This is a genomic window from Denitratisoma sp. agr-D3 (assembly GCF_054658675.1).
This window is the reverse complement of sequence record NZ_BAAGIA010000002.1, coordinates 88,585-103,320: the sequence shown is the minus strand read 5'-3', so window position 1 is coordinate 103,320 and position 14,736 is coordinate 88,585. Positions and strand designations below refer to the sequence as shown.

The window sequence follows — 14,736 nt, the reverse complement described above, 5'->3', positions numbered from 1 at the left end:
CGATGAAAAAACCGGCGGCCCTGGCGCAGGGCGTCAACGACGCCCTGCTGCCCCTGGCTGACCCGGAACGGGCCGTTGCCATGGCGGCCTACATGCAGGATCACTTCCCCTTTCTCGGCATCCAGACGCCGCAACGGCGCAAGGCCGTGCACGCCTTGCTGCGGGCCTACGAAGGCGATGCTCTGGCGGCGGCGGACATCCTCTGGCATCGCCGCGAGCGGGAATACCAGTACGTGGCTTGCGACCTTCTGGCCATGAAAGCCAAGACCCTGTCCGTCGAGGCCCTGGAGCCCCTGCTGGCGATGGCCCAGCGCAAGTCCTGGTGGGACACGGTGGACAGCCTGGTGAAGACCGTGGGCAAACTGGTGCAGCAAACCCCCGCCCTTGTTCATCGTATGGACGAGCTGATCGTCCACGAGGATTTCTGGTTGCGCCGTATCGCCCTGCTGCACCAATTGGGTTGGGGCGAGGCGACGGACCCGAAGCGCCTGTTCCGCTATTGCCTGCAACAGGCCGGCGACAAGGAGTTCTTCATCCGCAAGGCCATCGGCTGGGCTCTGCGGGACTACGCCCGCCACGCGCCGACGGCGGTGGCGGATTTTCTCGCGCACAATGGCGCGGTGCTGTCGCCCCTGTCGCGGCGGGAGGCGGGCAAACATCTGCAAGGAGGCGAAGCGTGAACCAGCATCCGACCGAACCGACCTGGCAAGCCGTCGTTGCGGCGCCCGGCTTCTGCCTGGGCGTCCGTTGCAACGACGACGAAATCACCGGCATCGAATTCCTCGAGCCCCGTGCCGAGTTGGCGCCGGCCACGCACCTGGCCAAGGAGGCGGTACGCCAGTTGCGGGCCTGGTTGAAGAACCCGGCCCACGACTTCACCCTGCCCCTGGCCCCGGCCGGCACCCACTTCCGCCGTCAGGTCTGGCGCCAGATCGCCGCCATTCCCTGTGGCCGCGTGTTGACCTACGGCGACATCGCCAAGGCCATCGGCTCCGCGCCCCGGGCCGTGGGCGGCGCCTGCGGCGCCAATCCCTATCCGGTGGTGGTGCCCTGCCACCGCGTGGTGGCGGCGGACAAGGGCTTCAACGACGGCCTCGGCGGCTTCGCCCGGGAGCGGGGCGGTTTTTTGTTGGGGGTGAAGCGTTGGCTGCTGGCCCATGAGGGTGCGGTCTGAATCGGTCCATGCTGTCCGCCAACGCCGATCTGCTGGATGAATTCATCGACGCCATCTGGCTGCGGGACGGTCTGGCGAAGAACACCCTGGCCAGTTATCGCAGCGACCTGGCCCTGTTCGCCGCCTGGCTCGAGGGCACGCCCCTGACGACGGTGGGGGAGGCGGAAATCAACGGCTACCTGGCCCACCTCCATCGCCAGCCGACGCCGCCCAAGCCCACCAGCCAGCGCCGTTTGCTCTCGGCCCTGCGCCGCTTCTACGGTTGGTTGCTGGACGAGAACCGGGTCGCCTCCGATCCCTTGCTCAACATCCTGCCGCCGGCCCCGGCCAGCCGTTTTCCCAAGACCCTGTCGGAAGCCCAGGTGGAGGCCTTGATCGCCGCGCCGGATGTAGACACCCCCCTCGGCCTGCGCGACCGGACCATGATCGAACTGCTCTATGCCACCGGCTTGCGGGTGTCCGAACTGGTGGCGGTGCGCCTGTTCGAGATGGACTTGCGGGCCGGCGTGTTGCGCACCGTCGGCAAGGGCAGCAAGGAGCGATTGGTGCCCCTGGGCGAGGTGGCGGTGGAATGGCTGCAACGCTATTTGCAGGAAGGCCGCCCGGCCTTGCTCAAGGGCAGGACTTGCGACGAGGTGTTCGTCACCGGCCGCCAGAAGAAGAACGCCGGCGGCAGCGGTGCCATGACCCGGCAGATGGCCTGGGTGCTGATCAAGAAGTACGCGGTGCTGGCCGGCATTCCCCGCGATCGCATTTCACCCCATGTGCTGCGTCACGCCTTCGCCACCCATCTGCTCAACCATGGCGCCGACCTGCGGGTGGTGCAATTGCTGTTGGGCCACGCCGATATTTCCACCACCCAGGTGTACACCCACGTGGCGCGGGAACGGCTCAAGCGGCTGCATCAGGAACACCATCCCCGGGGCTAGGCCGGCCTGCTCCAGGCCGCAGCCTTGGTCCGCGGCGGATCAGAGGTGCAGGTTGCGCAGCTTGCGCAGGGCCAGGGCCACGTCTTCCGAGGCGGGCGGCAGTACTTCCTCCACCAGCATGCGAACCTCGGTTTCATCCCCCAGGCGGTGGAGGCGCACCACTTCGGCTGCGAGGTCGTGGAAGCGGTCGTGGGCTTCCACCAGGGCATCGAATCCAGGCAGGTCGCGGTAGTGGGCACCCTCGCCCCGCAGCCAGGTGCCCAGTTCGCAGGCGCCGCTGTCCCCCGCTTTTTCTGGCGTCAAATCCCGCTCCCCCACGCCCAGGGTGAAGAGCTTGAGGCGGGACAGCCACATGGTGTGGCGGGCCAGGGCGAGGTCGAAGTCGTAGCTGGTCATGGTCGGCGGCGTGGACGAAAACGCCCCGGATCATCGCGACCCGGGGCGTGGTGGTTCGGGGCGGCGCTCAGTTGGCGTCGTAGTAGTAGGCCTTGGTGGGGACCTTGGCCTCGGTGCGGCGCTTCATTTCCTCCTGGTCCTGGCTGGGCTTGTCCCACCACAGGGCGCGGCCATCCTTTTGTTCCTGCAATTCCTCGGGATGGGCCTTGAGCCATTCGCGGATGAATTTGGTGTGGTCGGATTCGTACAGGGCCATGGTCTTGCTCCTCCGGGTCGTTAGGGATGGGTGATCGATTCTTTGAGGCGGACCAGGCGCTGCACTTCGGGGATGTTGCGCAGGGACCGCAGGATGCGGGCCAGGTGGGCCCGGTTGTTCACTTCCAGGGTGAAGAACACCAGGGAGGTACTGCCCCGGTCTTCGTCCACCCGCACGTCGAGAATATTGGACTGGCTGTCGGAAATCGCCAGGGCCAGCTTGGCCAGCACGCCGCGCTGGTTGCGCACCAGGACGCGTATGCCGACCTGGAACAGGCGCTCGATCTGGGGTTCCCATTCCACGTCCACCCATTCCAGCTTGTCGCTGTGGCGCAGGCGGGCGATGGCGGGACAGTCGTGGGTATGGATCACCAGGCCGCGCCCCTTGCGGATCAGGCCGATGATGGGATCGCCGGGGATGGGGCGGCAGCAACTGGACAGCTGCACCGCGACGCCTTCGGTGCCCCGGATCAGGATCGGCCCCTGGGGCTTGGCCGGCTGTTCCGCGTCCGGCGTTTGCGCCCGCTCCACCAGGGCGCGGGCGATCACGGCGGGCAGGCGCTTGCCCAGGCCCACGTCGGCCAGGATGTCGGTCTTGGACTTGAGGCCGGTTTCCTTCAGCAGCTTGTCCCAGGCGGCGGCGCCCACCGCCACCAGGTTGGAGCCCACTTCGGTCAGGGCCCGGGCCAGCAGCCGCTCGCCCAGGGCGCCAGCCTGCTCCTGTTGCTGGGTCTTGAGGAAATGGCGGATCTTGGAGCGGGCCCGGCTGCTGCGGACATAGCTGAGCCAGGCCGGGTTGGGGCTGGCCTGGGGCGCGGTGACGATCTCCACCCGGTCGCCGTTGCGCAACTCGGTGCGCAGGGGCATCAGTTCCAGATTGATGCGACAGGCCACGCAGCGGTTGCCCACGTCGGTGTGGATGGCGTAGGCGAAGTCCACCGCCGTGGCGCCCCGGGGCAGGCTGATGATCTTGCCCTTGGGGGTGAATACGTAGACCTCGCTGGTGAGCAGGTCCACCTTGACGTGTTCGAGGAACTCCGCCGAATCACCGGAGGCGGACTGCAATTCCAGCAGGGATTGCAGCCACTTGTGGGTGCGCTTCTGCAACTCGGACAGGGCGTCCTCGTCCTTGTACAGCCAGTGGGAGGCGACGCCGGTCTCGGCGACGTGGTTCATGTCCCGGGTGCGCACCTGCATTTCCACCGGCGTGCCATAGGGACCGATCACCGTGGTGTGCAGGGATTGGTAGCCGTTGGCCTTGGGGATGGCGATGTAGTCCTTGAACTTGCCCGGCACCGGCTTGAACAGCCCGTGCAGGGCGCCCAGGGTCAGGTAGCAGGTGGGGATGTCCTTGACGATGATGCGGAAGCCGTAGATGTCCAGCACCTGGGAAAAGGTCAGGTGCTTGTCCTGCATCTTGCGGTAAATGCCGTAGAGGTGCTTTTCCCGACCGCTGATCTCGGCCTCGATGCCCGCTTCGGGCAGGGCCTTTTTCAGGGCGTCGAGGATCTTGCCCACCACTTCGCGGCGGTTGCCCCGGGCCCGCTGCACCGCCTTTTCCAGCACCCGGTAGCGCACCGGATGCAGGTAGCGGAAGGACAGCTCCTGCAATTCCCGGTAGAGGTTATTGAGGCCCAGGCGATTGGCGATGGGGGCGTAGATTTCCAGGGTTTCCCGGGCGATGCGGCGCTGCTTGTCGGGCCGGATCACATCCAGGGTGCGCATGTTGTGCAGCCGGTCCGCCAGCTTGATCAGGATGACCCGCACGTCCCGGGCCATGGCCAGCAGCATCTTGCGGTAGTTCTCGGCCTGGGCCTGCTCGTAGGTCTGGTTCTCCAGGCGGTCCAGCTTGGAGACGCCATCCACCAGTTCGGCGGCGGTCTTGCCGAAGCGCTCGGCGATCTCCTCCTTGGTGATGGCGGTGTCTTCCATCACGTCGTGCAGCAGGGCGGCGATGATGGCCTGGGCGTCCAGGTGCCAGAGGGCCAGGTTGCCGGCGACCGCCAGCGGATGGGAGATGTAGGGCTCGCCGCTGATGCGGTACTGGCCTTTGTGGGCAGCCTCGCCGAACTGGTAGGCGGCGCTGACCTTGGCGATGTCCTCGGCGGGGAGGTAGGCGGCGAGTTGGCTGTTGAGTGCCGCTAGCTCAGCACTGGCATCCCGGGCGGGCGCCAGTTCGCGGCCGGAAAAGGGCTTTTTGGAAGCGGTGGCGATGGAGGACGGGAGCACCGTGGCCATGGCAGCCGTCCATCCGAATCAAACGAAGAGGATCAGGACTGGCTGCGGGTCAGGATTTCGACGCCCACCTTGCCGGCGGCCATTTCCCGCAGGGCGATCACGGTGGGTTTGTCGCGCCCGGCTTCCACCAGGGGCGTGCTGCCGGTGGCGATCTGGCGGGCGCGGGTGGCGGCGGCCAGGGTCAGTTGGAAGCGGTTGGAGATGTACTTGAGGCAATCGTCGGCGGTCACGCGGGCCATGATGGAATCCTTTGCAATCAATGGGAATCGAGGAAGCGGAAGACGTCGGGACGATGTCCCCGCTGGGGTTCGAAGCGCAGCCGGGAGGCCCGCACCGCGGCCGACAGGTCGTCGAGGGCCCGCGGCAAATCGTCGTTGATTATAACAAAGGAGAATTCCCCCACATGGCGCATCTCGCCCAGGGCGCCGGCCACCCGGCGCTGGATCACCTCTTCGCTGTCGGAGCCGCGGCCGCGCAGGCGCCGTTCCAGTTCCGCCACCGAGGGCGGCAGGATGAAGATGCCCACCGCCTCGGGGAAAATCCGGCGCACCTGCTGGGCGCCCTGCCAGTCGATTTCCAGTAGCACGTCCCGCCCCGCCGCCATCTGCGCCTGGAGCCAGACCTTGGAGGTCGCGTAGAAGTTGCCGTGTACCTCGGCCCATTCCAGGAACTCCCCCCGTTCCCGCATGGCGAGGAAGGTCTGGATGTCCACGAAATGGTATTCGCGCCCGTTCTGCTCCCCCGGCCGGGGCGGGCGGGTGGTGTAGGAAACGGACAGCATCACCTGGGGGTCCCGCTCCAGCAGCAGGCGCACCAGGGTGGTCTTGCCGGCCCCGGAGGGCGCGGCGACGATGAACAGGGAGCCGGCGACGGCGGTAGTGGGCGTGTCGGTCATGGGGTCATTCCAGGTTCTGCACTTGCTCGCGCATTTGCTCGATCAACAGCTTGAGTTCCAGGGCGATGGCGGTGACGTCGGCGGAGACGGACTTGGAGGCGAGGGTGTTGGCCTCCCGGTTGAGTTCCTGCATCAGGAAGTCGAGGCGCTTGCCGACGGCGCCGCCCTTTTTCAGCACCCGTTCCACCTCGTCCAGGTGGGTCACCAGGCGGGCCAGTTCCTCTTCCACGTCGATCTTGGCGGCGAACACCCCCAGTTCCTGGCGGATGCGGTCCTCGTCCAGGTTGGCCACGGCCTCCCGCAGCTTGGTCGCCAGCCGTTCCTGGTAGTCGGTCAGGGCCACGGGTAGCAGGGGTTTGACCTTGGCCACCTGCTCGCGCATGCGGGCGGAACGGTCCAGCAGCACCGCCGCCAGCTTTTCCCCTTCCCGGGCGCGGGTGGCGATGAATTCCTCCAGCAGCTGTTGCAGCAGGGACAGGGCTTCCGTTTGCAGCTTGTCGGTGTCCATGCCCTCGTCGGCCAATACGCCGGGCCAGCGCAGCACATCGGCCACGGACAGGGGCTTGGCGCCGTGGAGGGTGGACAGCACGGCAGCTTCCATGCGCGCCAGTTGCTCCACCATGGCCTGGTTGGGCATCAGTTCCCGGCCGCCGGCCTGGCCCAGGGCGGCCTTGGCCTGGAGGCCGCCGCGCACTTCCAGTTTGCCTCGCTGCACCTTGGCGGCAATCTGCTCGCGCAGGGGCATTTCCAGGAAGCGCAGGTCTTCACTGATGCGGAAACCCAGGTCCAGATAGCGGGAGTTGACGCTCTTGAGTTCGAGATTGAGGGAGGCAAAGCCCAGGTCGCGGCTGCCTGCCGCATAGCCGGTCATGCTGAGGATCATGGTGGTCGTGTTTCCGGTCGGAAAGTTCGCGGTCAGCGTGTCCCAGCCGGCTTTACAGTGCCAGGCGGGCCACGCAGAATGAGGCGGATTCTATCCCGTCCCGACCATGTCCCCCGCCCAGGCCAACCAACCCCTGCCCGCCGGCTTCTGGCTCAAGCACTACCGGATCACCGGCCAGCTGTCCCTGGGCGGGTTTTCCATCGTCTATCTGGCGGAGGACGTGTTCGGCGAACCGGTGGTGATCAAGGAATACCTGCCCAACGCCCTTGCCCTGCGCGCCGGGGAAAGCCCCGAGCCGGTGGTCAGCCCGCGCCACCGGGCCGTGTTCAACCACGGCCTCAATTGTTTTTTCGAGGAAGGGCGCAACCTCACCAAGCTCGACCATCCCAACGTGGTGCGGGTGCTCAACTTCTTCCGCGCCCACGGCACCGCCTACCTGGTGCTGCGCTACGAGGAAGGCCGCACCCTGCAAACCCACATCCAGCGCCACCCCGGCACCCTGGAGGAGGACTTCATCCGCACCCTGTTCGGCCGCATCCTCAATGGGCTGCGGGCGGTGCACAGCAGCCAGTTGCTGCACCTGGACATCAAGCCGGCCAACATCTACCTGCGCCAGCACGACGGCAGTCCGCTGCTGCTGGACTTCGGCGCGGCGCGCCAGGTGATCGGCCATGACGCCCCCCAGCTGCGCACCATGCACACCCCCGGCTATGCGGCGCCGGAACAGTACGACAAGGGCGAAGGCCAGCAGGAACGCCTGGGTCCCTGGACGGACATTTACGGCATCGGCGCCAGCCTCTATGCCTGCCTCGGCGGCCGGCCGCCGCTGTCGGCCCAGGAGCGCCTGCACAAGGACCTCCTGGTGCCGGCGGTGAAGCAATTCGCCGGGCGCTATTCCTACCAGTTGCTGCACAGCGTGGATCAGTGCCTAGGCCTCGATCCCCTACAGCGGCCCCAAAGCGCCCATGCCCTGCAAAAACTCCTGGCCAGCGAGGATCGCGACCCGTCCCCGCCTGGCCTGGTGGGACGCCTGCGGCTTTGGCTACGGGGGGCGGGCAAATGAGCTACCGGGTCCATGGCGACAGCCGCATCGGCCGCCGCGCCGTCAACCAGGACCGGCTGGCCTTCCGCGTCCGCGACGACGCCCAGTTCCTGGTGGTGGCGGATGGCATGGGCGGCCACGCCCATGGCGAGGTGGCGGCCCAGGTGGCGGTGGACCACATGGTGGACGCCTTCGAGCACCGCCCATCGTCGGCCCTGGCCCAGCCCAGGGATTTCCTGGAGCAATGCTTCAACGGCGCCCACGGCGCCATTCTGCGGGTCGCGGGCTTGCGCGGCCTGGGCGAAGTTCCGCGCACCACCTGCGTCGCCTGCCTCGTTCTGGACGGGGTGGCGCACTGGGGCCATGCCGGCGATGCCCGCCTCTACCTGCTGCGGGAGGGCCGCATCCTGCACCGCAGCCGGGACCACACCCGGGTCCAGCAGTTGTTGGACAAGGGCCTGATCGACGCCGCCGCCGCCCGCCAGCACCCGGACCGGCACCGGGTTTACAACTGCCTCGGTGGCGCGGTGCCGCCCCAGGTGGCCCTCTCCGCCGCCATTCCGCTGCGCCCCGGCGATGTCCTCGCCCTGTGTAGCGACGGCGTCTGGGACCCCGCCGGGGACGGCGCCCTGGTGCGCCATCTGGGCACGACGGCGCCCGAACAAGGCGTGCCCAGCCTGATGGACGACGCCGAGCGGCGGGCCGGTCCCCGTGCCGACAACCTGAGTCTGATCGTGCTGCGCTGGGACGGGCGGAAAATCCGTCCGCCCCTGGCGCCGAAAAGCCACGAGGCAAATCCCGCATGGGCAGAGAGCGAAATTCCCGGCATCATTCGCCCCTCGCAAAACTGAACATCCTTCGGAAGGAAACACCATGACCCGTCCCAGCGGCCGCGCCCCGGCGCAACTGCGCCCCCTCACCATCACCCGCCAATACACCTGTCACGCCGAAGGCAGCGTGCTGGTGGCCTTCGGCAACACCAAGGTGCTGTGCACCGCCAGCGTGGAGGAAAAGGTGCCGGGCTTCCTCAAGGGCAAGGGCCAAGGCTGGGTCACCGCCGAATACGGCATGCTGCCCCGCTCAACCCACACCCGCAGCGACCGGGAAGCCGCCAAGGGCAAGCAGTCCGGCCGCACCCAGGAAATCCAGCGCTTGATTGGCCGCAGTCTGCGCGCCGTGGTGGATCTGGCCGCCCTGGGCGAGCGCCAGATCGTCCTCGACTGCGACGTGCTCCAGGCCGACGGCGGCACCCGTTGCGCCAGCATCACCGGCGCCCTGGTGGCCCTGCACGACGCCATCGGCAAGCTGTTGGCGGACGGCAAGCTGACCGCCAGCCCCCTCAAGGATTTCGTCGCCGCCGTCTCCGTCGGCATCGTGGATGGCGTGCCGGTGCTGGACCTGGACTACCCCGAGGACTCCGCCTGCGACACCGACATGAACGTGGTGATGACTGGCAGCGGGGGCATGGTGGAAGTGCAGGGCACCGCCGAGGGCACCCCCTTCACCCGTGCCGAGTTGGACACGCTGCTGGCGCTGGCCGAACAGGGCATTGGCGAAATCATCGCCGCCCAGCGCGCTGCGCTTGCCCAATAACAACGGCCATCCTCCATCCCCTTCCCGGGGAAGGGGCGACGGCATGGTTCGCTTCGCTTCAATTTATTTAGCCCTTCCCATGGGGATTGAGCTTTGGAAATGACTATGGACAAGATCGTTCTCGCCTCCAACAACGCCGGCAAGCTCAAGGAGTTCGCCCAGTTGCTGGCGCCCCTGGGGATCGAGGTGCTGCCCCAGTCCGCCTTCAACGTCAGCGAGGCCGAAGAGCCCCACGTCACCTTCGTCGAGAACGCCCTGGCCAAGGCCCGCCATTGTTCCCGGGCCACGGGTCTGCCGGCCCTGGCCGACGATTCCGGCCTGTGCGTGGAGGTGCTGGGTGGGGCGCCGGGGGTGCGCTCGGCGCGTTATGCCGGTGAACCCAAGTCCGATGCCCGCAACAACGAGAAACTGCTGGCCGACCTGGCCGGCGTCGTCGACCGCCGCGCCCACTTCACTTGTGTGCTGGTGCTGGTGCGCCATGCCGACGATCCCCAGCCCATCATCTGCGAAGGCGAGTGGCACGGCGAAATCCTCGACGCTCCCCGCGGCGCCCAGGGCTTCGGCTACGACCCCCTGTTCGGCGTGCCGGGGCTGAACCAGTCGGCGGCGGAGTTGAGCCACGAGGAAAAGAACGCCCGTTCCCATCGGGGCCAGGCGGTGGCCAAGCTGCTGGCCCGGCTCAAGGCCGGCTAAGCCGCCGCCGCAGCGCCGCCCGCCAGCGTCCCCGGCGCGGTAGGGCGACGAAGTACTGCTCCACCTTGCGCCACATGAGCTGTTCCAGTTCGTCCTGGGTCGCCGCGGCCACGATGGCGTGTTGGGCCGGAATCCGCGCCAGGAAACGGGCCAGCAGGTCCGGGTCGAAGTGCCAGCCGGATTGTTCCGCCAACTGCGCCAGCACGGTGTCCAGGGGCTGGGCGTCCTTGTAGGGGCGGCGCGAAGCGAGGGCGTCGAACACGTCGGCAATGGCGAAAATGCGCGCCGCCAGCGGGATGGCCTCGCCCTTGAGGCCGCGCAGGTAGCCGCTGCCGTCGTACTTCTCGTGGTGGTAGCGCACCACGTCGATGGCCCGGCTCAGCCAGCGGGAACCTTGCAGAATGGCCTCGCCCTGGGAGACGTGGGTGCGCATCGTCGCCTGTTCCTCCGCGCTCAGGGGGCCGGCCTTGAGCAGGATGGCGTCGGGGATGCCGATCTTGCCCACGTCGTGGAGGAAGGCGCCGGCGATCAGGTCGCGCATGGCGCCATCCACCAAGCCGCTCGCCTCCCCCAGGTCGGCGGCGTAGAGGGTGACCCGGTAGTTGTGCTCGTTGGTGTCGGTGTCGCGCCGGGCCACGGCGCGGCCCATGACGTCCATCAGTTCCACGTTGCCCCGCAGCAGGTCCCGCGCCTGGCGCTGGACGTCGCGGTTGAGAGCGAGCAGCAGGGGATAGACCGCCAAGGTGGTGACCAGCACCGCGATCAGGGCGACCACGAGGGCGGCCACGGCTTCCCGGCGCAATTGGGCGACGGCCGCCGGATCCACGAAGAAACTGCCGTCCACGTAACCCGCCAGTCGGCCGTCGCTATCCCGCACCGGTCCCTGGACATGGACCACGCTGACATTGCCGAGGACGATCTTTTCGTAGTGCAGGGCGTCCACCAGGGGGAAGCGCTGGCGACGTGGGGCCAGGGCCTGCTCCAGCGCCTCGTGGCCCGGATTGGTGGCGCTGTCCAGGCGCTTGCCCGCGGGGTCGAACAGTTCCACGTGGATGTAGTGGCGGCGCGCGTAGTCGAGGGCGCGGCTTTCCAGCCTGGGCTGGGCGGCCAGGTCGGCCAGGGTGAATTCGTCGAGCCGGCTGCCGGCCTGGCGCTGGATTTCGGCGTCGATGCTGACCAAGTCGTAGACCAGGGCACCGCCGCTCAGCAGCAGGGACACCCCCAGCCAGGCCGCCAGCAGGCGGCGGAACAGGCGGCGGTGCAGGTCGAACATGGCGAACCGGCTAGCGGCCGGCGCGGTCGGATTGGAGTTCCGCGTGCAGGGCGGCGAATTCCTGGCTCAGCTTGTGGCTCTTGTCCAAGTGGATCATGGGCTTGGCCTGCTGGTGGGATTCCTTGATCTTGACCGAGGCGGACAGATGGGTGTCGAGCACCGGCAGCCCCTCCGCGCGCAACTCGGCCACCACCTGCTGGGGCAGGCTGGCCCGGGGTTGGAACTGGTTCACCACGATCCCCTCCACTTGCAGGGCATCGTTGTGGTCGGCGCGGATTTCCGCCACGTTGTCGAGCAGGGTGTACAGGGCGCGGCGGGCGAACTCGTCGCAATCGAAGGGGATCAGGCAGCGGTCGGCGGCGATCAGGGCCGAGCGGGTGTAAAAGTGCAGGGCCGGCGGCGTGTCGATCCAGATTTCGTCGAAGTCCAGGGCCTCAAGAGCTTCCTTCAGCTTGTAGATCTTGTAGCGGGATTCGAGTTTGGCCTGCAATTCCTCCAGGGCGCCGTCGGCGGGCAGGATGGACAGGTTGGCGAAGGGCGTGGCGGCGATGAAGGCTTCGGTAGCCAGGGGCTGCAACTTGAAATTGAGCATCTGGTCGAAAAAGCCCGTCGCGGTGTGCTCCAGGCCGTCGGCGCCGTCGCCGAGCAGGTAGCGGGTGGAATTGGCCTGGGGGTCCAGGTCCACCACCAGGGTCTTGGCCCCGTTGGCGGCGCTGATGGCTGCCAGGTTGCAGGTGATGGTGCTCTTGCCGACGCCGCCCTTCTGATTGAACACGACACGCTTCATGGCCAAACCGCCTTTTGCTGATGTGGGTGGAATATTGGAACGGGAGCCCGGATTCTGCCATAGCCGTTCGCCGGCATTGTCGATGACGATAAGTGGACAAAAGGAAACAGCGGCGCAATATCTTTAGTCTTCTATAAGACTTGGCTGGCCTGGGGCCCGTCGCGGTAATCCGCAATATCGCCGTAAGCGCCGGAGAGTATGATCCAACGCTCCGAGGAGCCCGTCCGGAGCCTGCGTGGGCGGGAAGCATCAGCCAGACAAAACGACAGAGCAAGGAACCATGGACCAAAAAGCCAAAGACCTGCGCGAAGCCGCGCTCCAGTATCACGAATTCCCCACCCCCGGCAAAATCGCCGTGGTGCCCACCAAGGGCCTGACCAACCAACGCGACCTGTCCCTGGCCTACTCTCCCGGCGTTGCCGCCGCCTGTAACGAGATCGTCGACAACCCGGCCAACGCCAGCCGCTACACCGCCCGCGCCAACCTGGTGGGCGTGGTGACCAACGGTACCGCCGTGCTGGGCCTGGGCAACATCGGCCCCCTCGCCGCCAAGCCGGTGATGGAAGGCAAGGGCGTGCTGTTCAAGAAGTTCTCCGGCATCGACGTGTTCGACATCGAACTCCAGGAACCGGACCCCGACAAGCTGATCGACATCATCGCCGCCATGGAGCCCACTTTCGGCGGCATCAATCTGGAAGACATCAAGGCCCCCGAGTGCTTCTACATTGAAAAGAAGCTGCGGGAACGGATGAAGATTCCCGTTTTCCACGACGACCAGCACGGTACCGCCATCGTGGTGGGCGCCGCCGTTCTCAATGGCCTCAAGGTGCTGGGCAAGAAAGTGGAGGAAGTGAAGCTGGTCACCTCTGGCGCCGGCGCGGCCGCCCTGGCCTGTCTCGACCTGCTGGTGATGCTGGGCGTGAAGGTGGAGAACATCTGGGTCACCGACATCGAAGGCCTGGTCTACGAAGGCCGCACCAAGCTGATGGACGACCTCAAGGCACGCTACGTCAAGAAGACCGACATGCGCACCCTGGGCGAGGTGATCGAAGGCGCCGACGTGTTCCTCGGTCTTTCCGCCGGCGGCGTGTTGAAGAAGGAGATGGTGGCCAAGATGGCCGCGCGTCCCCTGATCATGGCCCTGGCCAATCCCACGCCGGAAATCCAGCCCGAGGAAGTGAAGGCCGTGCGCGACGACGCCATCATGGCCACCGGTCGTTCCGACTACCCCAACCAGGTGAACAACGTTCTCTGCTTCCCCTTCATTTTCCGTGGCGCCCTGGATGCCGGTGCCACCACCATCACCGAGGAAATGAAGCTGGCCGCCGTCAAGGCCATCGCCGAGCTGGCCCAGGCTGAAAGCTCCGACGTGGTGGCCGCCGCCTACGGCGAGGAGAACATCGCCTTCGGCCCCGAATACCTGATTCCCAAGCCCTTCGACCCGCGCCTGATCGTCAAGATCGCCCCCGCCGTGGCCCAGGCAGCCATGGATTCCGGCGTGGCGACGCGGCCCATCGCCGACATGGCGGCCTACCGCGACCAGCTCAACAGCTTCGTCTACCACTCCGGCTTCATCATGAAGCCGGTGTTCACCGCCGCCAAGAAGGCGCCGCGCAAGGTGATCTATTGCGAGGGCGAGGACGAACGGGTGCTGCGCGCCGTGCAGACGGTGGTCGAGGAAGGTCTGGCCAAGCCCGTGGTGGTGGGCCGGCCCGAGGTCATCGCCATGCGCCTGGAACGGGCGGGTCTGAAGATCAAGCCCGGCGAGGACTTCGAGGTGGTCAATCCCACCTCCGACAGTCGCTACAAGGAACTTTGGGGCGAGTACCACAAGATTATGGGCCGCCGTGGCGTGACCCAGGACCTGGCCAAGCAACTGATCCGTTCCGACCCCACCCTGATCGGCACCATGCTGCTGCGCCGGGGCGACGTGGACGCCGTGCTGTGCGGCACCGTGGGCCGCCACAACATGCACCTCAAGCACGTGGCTGACGTGATCGGCATGGAAGAGGGCGCCCACTGCATGGCCGCCATGAACCTGCTAATGCTGCCCAGCCACACCCTGTTCGTTTGCGACACCTATGTGAACGAAGACCCCAGCGCCGAGCTGCTGGCCGAGATCACCCTGATGGCTGCCGAGGAAGTGCGCCGTTTCGGCCTGACCCCCAAGGTGGCCCTGCTCTCCCATTCCAATTTCGGCAGCAATGCATCCTGCTCGGCCCAGAAGATGAGCCGCACCCGGGAGCTGATCGCCGAAAAGAATCCCACCCTCGAAGTGGACGGGGAAATGCACGCCGACGCCGCCCTGGACGAAGAAACCCGGCGGCGCCTGTTCCCGGATTCCGTGCTCAAGGGTTCCGCCAATCTGCTGATCATGCCCAATCTGGACGCTGCCAACATCGCTTTCAACTTGCTCAAGACCGTGGCTTCCGGCGGCATCACCGTCGGCCCCATCCTGCTCGGGGCGGCCAAGCCGGTGCACATCCTGACCCCGACCGCCTCGGTGCGTCGCCTGATCAACATGACCGCCCTGGCGGTGGTGGATGCCAACCATCATCAAGGCAAGGCCAAGTAATCC

Annotated in this window: 16 protein-coding genes; 8 read left to right on the top strand and 8 right to left on the bottom strand. The window is 66.7% G+C overall.

The genetic code is table 11. From position 1 onward, the window contains the following. Positions 1-2: 2 nt before the first annotated feature. From ACYQ2U_RS05485 to xerD, 3 genes are read left to right on the top strand one after another with little or no spacing between them, the layout of a single operon-like run. Entirely contained in the window at positions 3-680 is a 678-nt protein-coding gene (locus ACYQ2U_RS05485; RefSeq protein ID WP_459949345.1) for a DNA alkylation repair protein, read from the top strand. Beyond that, on the top strand, positions 677-1,174 hold the full coding sequence (locus ACYQ2U_RS05480; RefSeq protein ID WP_459949344.1) for a methylated-DNA--[protein]-cysteine S-methyltransferase: 498 nt from the start codon (positions 677-679) through the stop codon (positions 1,172-1,174). The genes ACYQ2U_RS05485 and ACYQ2U_RS05480 overlap by 4 nt, the downstream gene beginning before the upstream one ends. A gap of 8 nt (positions 1,175-1,182) precedes the next feature. Next, entirely contained in the window at positions 1,183-2,103 is a 921-nt protein-coding gene (gene xerD / locus ACYQ2U_RS05475) for a site-specific tyrosine recombinase XerD (RefSeq protein WP_459949343.1), read from the top strand. Between the two features lie 39 nt (positions 2,104-2,142). On the opposite strand, the gene ACYQ2U_RS05470 is transcribed toward xerD, so the two are convergent. The 6 genes from ACYQ2U_RS05470 to ACYQ2U_RS05445 form a co-directional block, all read right to left on the bottom strand. Beyond that, a complete protein-coding gene (locus ACYQ2U_RS05470; protein WP_459949342.1) occupies positions 2,143-2,499 on the bottom strand; it encodes a CZB domain-containing protein in 357 nt (118 codons plus the stop codon). Positions 2,500-2,566: 67 nt separating this feature from the next. Beyond that, complete coding sequence (locus ACYQ2U_RS05465; protein WP_459949341.1) at positions 2,567-2,755, bottom strand: DUF3460 family protein; 189 nt, start codon at positions 2,753-2,755, stop codon at positions 2,567-2,569. A gap of 20 nt (positions 2,756-2,775) precedes the next feature. Next, positions 2,776-4,992 carry a RelA/SpoT family protein gene (locus ACYQ2U_RS05460; RefSeq protein ID WP_459949340.1) on the bottom strand — a complete coding sequence of 739 codons (2,217 nt, stop codon included), beginning with the start codon at positions 4,990-4,992 and terminating at the stop codon, positions 2,776-2,778. A gap of 32 nt (positions 4,993-5,024) precedes the next feature. Further along, positions 5,025-5,231 (bottom strand): DNA-directed RNA polymerase subunit omega, encoded by a 207-nt coding sequence (gene rpoZ / locus ACYQ2U_RS05455; RefSeq protein ID WP_459949339.1) that lies wholly within the window; start codon positions 5,229-5,231, stop codon positions 5,025-5,027. A gap of 17 nt (positions 5,232-5,248) precedes the next feature. Then, on the bottom strand, positions 5,249-5,887 hold the full coding sequence (gene gmk / locus ACYQ2U_RS05450; RefSeq protein WP_459949338.1) for a guanylate kinase: 639 nt from the start codon (positions 5,885-5,887) through the stop codon (positions 5,249-5,251). 4 nt (positions 5,888-5,891) lie between these two features. Then, positions 5,892-6,770 carry a YicC/YloC family endoribonuclease gene (locus ACYQ2U_RS05445; protein WP_459949337.1) on the bottom strand — a complete coding sequence of 293 codons (879 nt, stop codon included), beginning with the start codon at positions 6,768-6,770 and terminating at the stop codon, positions 5,892-5,894. Positions 6,771-6,876: 106 nt separating this feature from the next. Between ACYQ2U_RS05445 and ACYQ2U_RS05440 the strand changes: the two genes are divergently transcribed. The 4 genes from ACYQ2U_RS05440 to rdgB all read left to right on the top strand — a co-directional run bounded on the left by ACYQ2U_RS05440 (position 6,877) and on the right by rdgB (position 10,098). Next, the gene (locus tag ACYQ2U_RS05440) at positions 6,877-7,833 is read left to right on the top strand and encodes a serine/threonine protein kinase (RefSeq protein WP_459949336.1); all 957 of its coding nucleotides are present in this window, start codon (positions 6,877-6,879) and stop codon (positions 7,831-7,833) included. Then, positions 7,830-8,663, top strand: a complete 834-nt coding sequence (locus ACYQ2U_RS05435; RefSeq protein WP_459949335.1) for a PP2C family protein-serine/threonine phosphatase — start codon at positions 7,830-7,832, stop codon at positions 8,661-8,663. Before ACYQ2U_RS05440 ends, ACYQ2U_RS05435 begins: the two co-directional genes overlap by 4 nt. 22 nt (positions 8,664-8,685) lie before the next feature. Continuing rightward, positions 8,686-9,405: a ribonuclease PH gene (rph, locus tag ACYQ2U_RS05430; protein WP_459949334.1), complete on the top strand. Its 720-nt coding sequence runs from the start codon at positions 8,686-8,688 to the stop codon at positions 9,403-9,405. Between the two features lie 99 nt (positions 9,406-9,504). Continuing rightward, positions 9,505-10,098: an RdgB/HAM1 family non-canonical purine NTP pyrophosphatase gene (gene rdgB / locus ACYQ2U_RS05425; protein WP_459949333.1), complete on the top strand. Its 594-nt coding sequence runs from the start codon at positions 9,505-9,507 to the stop codon at positions 10,096-10,098. On the opposite strand, the gene ACYQ2U_RS05420 is transcribed toward rdgB, so the two are convergent. Then, positions 10,085-11,371, bottom strand: a complete 1,287-nt coding sequence (locus ACYQ2U_RS05420; RefSeq protein ID WP_459949332.1) for an HD domain-containing phosphohydrolase — start codon at positions 11,369-11,371, stop codon at positions 10,085-10,087. The two genes, rdgB and ACYQ2U_RS05420, sit on opposite strands and share 14 nt — an antisense overlap. Before the next feature lie 10 nt (positions 11,372-11,381). Beyond that, entirely contained in the window at positions 11,382-12,158 is a 777-nt protein-coding gene (locus ACYQ2U_RS05415) for a ParA family protein (RefSeq protein ID WP_459949331.1), read from the bottom strand. A gap of 280 nt (positions 12,159-12,438) precedes the next feature. On the opposite strand from ACYQ2U_RS05415, the gene ACYQ2U_RS05410 reads away from it, so the two are divergent. Further along, the gene (locus ACYQ2U_RS05410; RefSeq protein ID WP_459949330.1) at positions 12,439-14,733 is read left to right on the top strand and encodes an NADP-dependent malic enzyme; all 2,295 of its coding nucleotides are present in this window, start codon (positions 12,439-12,441) and stop codon (positions 14,731-14,733) included. Positions 14,734-14,736 lie beyond the last annotated feature (3 nt).